Consider the following 4002-nt stretch of genomic DNA (forward strand, 5'->3'; position numbering starts at 1 on the left):
GCCTGCACGCCGCCTTCCTGGTGGCCGGCGCGGTGGCGCTGGCCGGCGCCCTCGTCGGCGGCGCCCTCCTGCGCCGCCAACGAGGCCGCGTGACCCGCCCCCGAGGCCCTACGGTGAGACGGCGGCGGCCAGCTCGGCCAGCCGCCGCAGCCGTTCCTCCGACGGCGAACCCGCCTCGGCCTGGAAGACCGTCACGCCCTGCCCCTCGTCGTCGGGCGTGCGCAGGAGCTCGGCGGTGAGGGTCATGACGCCCACTTCTGGATGGCGATAGTCGCGCGAGATGGAGGCGCAGTTGCTCACCGGGTGCTCGGTCCACATCGCACGGAACTCAGGGCTGAGCGCCAGCAGCTCGTCGACCAGCGCCTTCAGCCCTTCGTCGGTGGGGAAGCGGCTCAGGGAGCCCTCCAGGTAGGCGATGTCGTCGCGGGCCTTCTGCGCCCAGTCGGCGTACAGCCCGCGGGAGAAGTCCAGCTCCAGGAAGTCGAGGCGGACGAAGTTCGGCTTCTCCGCCCCGTCGAAGGGCCAGTGCGGGGCGAGCAGCGCGTGCGCCGGACGGTTCCAGGCCAGGATGTCGCCCCGCCGGCCGACCGCGATCGCGGGCCGGTCGGTGAAGGCGTCCACCATCAGCCTGATGCCGGGACGCAGCTGCTCGGGCTTGGCCCTCGCCCCGGCCCGGGCGGCCCTGGCCAGCCGGTGCAGGTGGGCCAGCTCGTCGTCGTCCAGCCGCAGGACGCGGGCGACTGCGTCCAGGACGTCGTCCGAGACGTTGGGGCTCTGCCCCTGCTCCAGGCGGGTGTAGTAGCCGACGCTGACTCCGGCCAGCGGCGCCAGCTCCTCCCTGCGCAGCCCCGCCACGCGCCGATGCCTGACTCCCGAGCTCAGGCCCACGTCCTCGGGACGCAGCCGGGCCCGTCGGGACCGCAGGAACTCGCCAAGTGCAGAAGCGGGATACATAGCACCAAGACTGCCAAACTCCCCACCCGCAGAAGGCCGTCCGGCGCCCTCAGCGGCTGATGGAGATCGCGCCCTGTCGGGAGGGACCGTCGACGGTGGTCCAACTGCTCACAGGCGTGTCGCTTCGCCTGTCACGAGGCCCGCGTTCTGGAGAATCAGCCCGACGGTCCGGGCCAGGGTGCTGCTCTCGTCGATGATCGTCTCCGTCGCGCCGGGCAGGACGTCCTGTTCGAGGTACCACCGCCGCATGTCGTCGAAGCTGAACTGGGTGCGCTGGCACATCACGTCGAGCAGCCCGATGTTCACGCCGTCCGCCTTGTCGCGCTCGCGGAGGATCTCCCGGCGTACGACGTCCTGACCGATGAGGGCCATGCCGCGCTGGTCATACGTTTCCCGCACGGTGCGGGCCACGGTGGACTTGCCGGATCCGGAGTTGCCTCGAATGACGATCAGGACGGTGTTCGGTGAGCCGATGAGCACCGTCCGACAGTACCGGGGGTGCCGCCCGTCCTGCGGCGAGCTTTGCAGGAACGCTCTCACCTGGTCCTCTGGACGGCCGTCGGCGCGGCGCGGCGGGTGGGCGGGGAGTCAGACGGCGATCGGGGCCTGGTGTTCGGCGGTCTTCGGTGACGTCCGTGGCCGGGGCAGGACGAGGTAGGTGAGGGCCAGTCCGATCAGGCTCAGTGCCGCGCCCGCCAGGCCGGTCCACCGCAGGGCGCCGGCGGCGACGATCGCGCCGCCGATGACCGAGCCGGCCGCGGCCCCGAGGTTGAAGGCGCCGACGTTGGCGGAGACCGCCAGGTTCGGGGCGGCGCCCGCGTGGTGCAGGATCAGTCCCTGGAGCGGGGCGATGGTCGCGGTGGCCAGCAGGCCGAGCACCAGGACCGCGGCCACGGCGGCAGGCTGCCACACCACGGCGAACGGGACCAGCAGGAGCGTCCCCGCCAGCCCGCCGAAGACCCCCCGTACGGTGGCGCTCATCGACTTGTCGGTCAGCCGTCCGGCAGTGAGGTTGCCGATGAAACTGCCCGCGCCGTAGGCGAGCAGCAGACCGGAGACCGCCGCGGCGGAGAAGCCGGAGACGCGGATCAGCAGCGGGGCGATGTAGGTGAACACCGTGGCGACCCCGGAGAAGCCCACCGCGGTGGTGGCGATGGCGAGCAGGACCGGCCGGCGCGTCACCACGCGTACCTCGTCACGCAGTCGCGTGGACGGCGCCTCCTGCCGGGGCAGGACGGCGGCCAGAAGCATGGCGCCCACCAGGGACAGCACGGTCAGCACGGCGAAGGGAGCCCGCCAACCGGCGCTCTCCCCGAGCAGTGCCCCCAGGGGCACCCCGAGGAGCGTGGCCACGGTGAAGCCGGAGGCCACGGTGGCGATGGCCGAGCCCGTCCGCTCGGCCGGGACCACCCGGGTCGCCGTCACCAGCGCCAGAGCCAGGAAGGCGGCGTGGCTGAGCGAGGACACCACGCGGCCTGCCAGGAGCAGGCCGAACGACGGCGCCGCCGCGCTGATCGCGCTGCCCGCCGCGAACAGCAGCATCAGCCCGACGGCGAGCCCCTTGCGCGGCAGACGCGAGGTCAGCAGGGCCATGAGCGGCCCTCCGGCCACCACTCCGAGCGCATAGGCGGTCACCGCCTGTCCGGCGGTTCCCACGGAGACGTCGAGATCAGCTCCGACCTGGGGCAGCAACCCGGCGATCAGGTACTCCGAGGTGCCCACGACGAAGACGCTTGAGCACAATGCCGCGAGCGTCGCGAAACCCTTGTCCATCTTCATGCCGTAGACGCTAAAGTCTCACATTGATATGAGAGTCAAGGCGAGCGGGGTGTCGTCGTGCGCATCGGTGAGCTGTCCCGGCGGACCGGCGTGGCCGTGCACCTGCTCCGCTACTACGGGGAACAAGGTCTGCTCCACCCGCAGCGGCGCCCCAGCGGCTACCGGGAATACGTCGAGGAGGACGTCGCCGTCGTCCGCCGCATCCGCAGCCTGCTGGCCGCCGGCCTGAACACCTCGACGATCATGACGGTCCTGCCGTGCCTGCGGGACGCCGGCGACCGCCTCGTCCCCACCTGCTCGGACCTGGTCGCCGACCTCCACCGGGAGCGCGCCCGCATCGCCCAGGCCATCAGCGACCTCCAGACCTCCATGGACGCGCTCGACGACGTCATCGCCGCGGCCCCGGCCGACGTCACCCGCCGGGCCCGGGCCGCGCTCGACGCCTGAACGGCACCCACCACACCGGCCGCGGCGTGGCCCTCAGGGGTGGCTCGGCCCCCGCCGATGAGTTCCGGCTCCCTGCGGGCCGTGGTGAGTGGACGTCGTGAACACTTGTCTCGTGATCGGTGAAGAACCGGTGTGAACCCAGGGATCGAGAGGTGACCTCGATGTCACGCGCGCTGCCGGCCCAAGCAGCGGACGCCGTGATCATCGAACAGTCCAGGCGGGAGCCGGAGCGCTTCGCCGCCATATTCGACCGCTACTACCCCGAGATCCACGGCTATGCCGCGCGCAGGTTAGGCGCGGGCCTGGCCGACGACGTCGCCGCGGAGACGTTCCTCATCGCCTTCGACAAACGGGCAGGCTACGACGTCTCCCGTGCCGACGCGCGGCCCTGGTTGCACGGCATCGCCTCCAACCTCATCGCCCGCCATCATCGCGCCGAAGTACGCCAGTACCGGGCCATGGCCAAGGCGGGCGCCGACAGCCCCGTGGAGGACCACGCCGATCAGGTCGCCGGGGCCGTCGACGCGGGAGCCCGCACGTCCCGGCTGGCCGAGGCGCTCGCCGAGATCGCCGATCGCGATCGGGACGTGCTGCTCCTGGTCGCCTGGGCGGAGCTGACCTCGGAGGAAGCGGGCAGCGCGCTCGGCATCCCGGCCGGAACGGCCCGCTCACGACTGCACCGGGCCCGCAGCAGAATCCAAGCCGCACTGGAAAGGGACGGATCATGAACGACCTCGAAAGGCTGCGCGAGGACTGGGCGCGCCCGGCGCCGCCGGCCCCCGACGCCCAAGCCGCGGCGCGGGCGGCTCTCCTGGCCCGCGC

The 4002-nt window shown here is 72.1% G+C and carries 5 protein-coding genes; 2 read left to right on the forward strand and 3 right to left on the reverse strand.

All coding sequences use genetic code 11. From position 1 onward, the window contains the following. Positions 1-108 precede the first annotated feature (108 nt). The 3 genes from ACWCSD_RS49205 to ACWCSD_RS49215 all read right to left on the reverse strand — a co-directional run bounded on the left by ACWCSD_RS49205 (position 109) and on the right by ACWCSD_RS49215 (position 2733). Entirely contained in the window at positions 109-954 is an 846-nt protein-coding gene (locus ACWCSD_RS49205; protein ID WP_449926197.1) for a helix-turn-helix transcriptional regulator, read from the reverse strand. Between the two features lie 108 nt (positions 955-1062). Further along, positions 1063-1494 carry an AAA family ATPase gene (locus tag ACWCSD_RS49210; RefSeq protein ID WP_397158035.1) on the reverse strand — a complete coding sequence of 144 codons (432 nt, stop codon included), beginning with the start codon at positions 1492-1494 and terminating at the stop codon, positions 1063-1065. Between the two features lie 48 nt (positions 1495-1542). Continuing rightward, the gene (locus ACWCSD_RS49215) at positions 1543-2733 is read right to left on the reverse strand and encodes an MFS transporter (protein WP_449926200.1); all 1191 of its coding nucleotides are present in this window, start codon (positions 2731-2733) and stop codon (positions 1543-1545) included. A 57-nt stretch (positions 2734-2790) separates the two neighbouring features. On the opposite strand from ACWCSD_RS49215, the gene ACWCSD_RS49220 reads away from it, so the two are divergent. Continuing rightward, positions 2791-3180, forward strand: coding sequence for a MerR family transcriptional regulator (locus tag ACWCSD_RS49220; protein WP_397158031.1), 390 nt, complete (start codon positions 2791-2793; stop codon positions 3178-3180). 161 nt (positions 3181-3341) lie between these two features. Beyond that, positions 3342-3908, forward strand: coding sequence for an RNA polymerase sigma factor (locus tag ACWCSD_RS49225; RefSeq protein WP_449926203.1), 567 nt, complete (start codon positions 3342-3344; stop codon positions 3906-3908). The last annotated feature ends 94 nt before the right edge of the window (positions 3909-4002 follow it).

The sequence above is a fragment of the Nonomuraea sp. NPDC001684 genome, from assembly GCF_053596515.1.